This is a genomic window from Flavobacterium cucumis, from assembly GCF_900148835.1.
Classification (GTDB): Bacteria; Bacteroidota; Bacteroidia; order Flavobacteriales; family Flavobacteriaceae; genus Flavobacterium; species Flavobacterium cucumis.
The window spans coordinates 1-1,295 of the sequence record NZ_FRYK01000013.1 but is presented as its reverse complement, the minus strand read 5'-3'; the positions used below and the strand labels follow the sequence as shown (position 1 = coordinate 1,295).

Annotated in this window: 1 protein-coding gene; it reads right to left on the bottom strand. The window is 30.9% G+C overall.

Translation table 11 applies throughout. The features are described 5' to 3' along the window. Nucleotides 1–115: 115 nt before the first annotated feature. On the bottom strand, nucleotides 116–994 hold the full coding sequence (locus tag BUE95_RS13475; RefSeq protein WP_159433523.1) for a DUF2262 domain-containing protein: 879 nt from the start codon (nucleotides 992–994) through the stop codon (nucleotides 116–118). Nucleotides 995–1,295 lie beyond the last annotated feature (301 nt).

Below are 1,295 nucleotides of genomic sequence, written 5' to 3'. Positions count from 1 at the left end.
CCTCGCTTAAAAGTACTTAAACGAGGTCGGAATTTTATATTTTTTGTCCCGATCCTTCGGGATATTTTAAAAAATGGTAGTTGTGCAACAGTTACCGCTGTTAGCCGTAGTTGATTTATCCCGCTAAATTTGCGTCTTTATATTTTCCGTTTTTGTCAACATATATTTCGATTGAGTGCCCCCAAAAAATATCATCATCATCACAATAGATAGAAGATGTACAATCGTCATTAAAAGTAATACTGTTGATTGAAATACGTTTTTGAAAATCTTCGGAAGTTATTGGTGGTTCTTCTTCTCCAAGCCAAACATCATTTTTGAGTTCAATCATTTTGTCTTCCATTTCCAAAAGAATTTTTTTGTAGAATTTTGATTTCATTTGCTTGTCAACAAAAGAAATTAGATGTTTTAATTTTTCGGGTTCTGTATTACGAATACTTAGTTCAAAATTATGATTTTCTATTTCGAAATTCCCTTCGTACCACTCAAACATTTCATTGTAAATCAACTCTCCAAGTGAAGAAATTTTTATAGTTGTACTTTTTACTTCTGGCTTTTTTGGGTTCTCGTATTGTTCGTTACAAAGGTTTTTATACCCGTTTTCAATGTCTTTCTCTGTAAATTTCATCCAAAGTTTTAAGCGAAGTTCTTTTACATTTGTTTTGACAGCTTTATCTTGATTTGTTATTATTTCGATTTCGTTGCCTTGAATTTTAAGTTTTTTATAACTCAAATTGTTTGGTAAATAAACATTATGTTGTGAACCACCTCCGTCTTCAAATGTTTTCACAATTGTAATTCCGTATTGAAAATTTTCATCTTTAGGATGACAATTTAAGACACTTCTTTCATCGTTCCAATATTCAACCTGAAAATGTCTAAACAATAAAAAAACAGAAAAATTTTCATTTACTGCAGCTAAAGGTGAATAGATTTTAAGTAATTCGTTTATTTCGTCTTCGTTTCCATTTCTTACGTTTTTTAACAACTCCATAAGGTTGTAATTCCAAGAATTTTTAAATTTCAGGTCATTTTCTTCCTTAGAAATTAAGTCAGAGTTTTGTTTAGAATTTGAATTCTTTTTAAAAAAATCAAAAATTCCCATAAGTATTTATTGCTTTAAGTTCTTGAATTCTCCCAGTCTGCGTGCCAATTACGGCTAACGGTAGGCGGCTAGTAGCAGTGCCTTTAGCTATTAGTTCACTAAAATAGTAATTATTTTCAGATAATTACTGCCGATTAAAAAATAAACTAAAGCAGGCATTGCTACTAGCCGCCAGTTGGGTGTAGTTACT

Bases quoted from the DNA above. Each gene is read 5' to 3' on its own strand.
- BUE95_RS13475 (WP_159433523.1), bottom strand. From the start codon at position 994: ATGGAGTTGTTAAAAAACGTAAGAAATGGAAACGAAGACGAAATAAAC.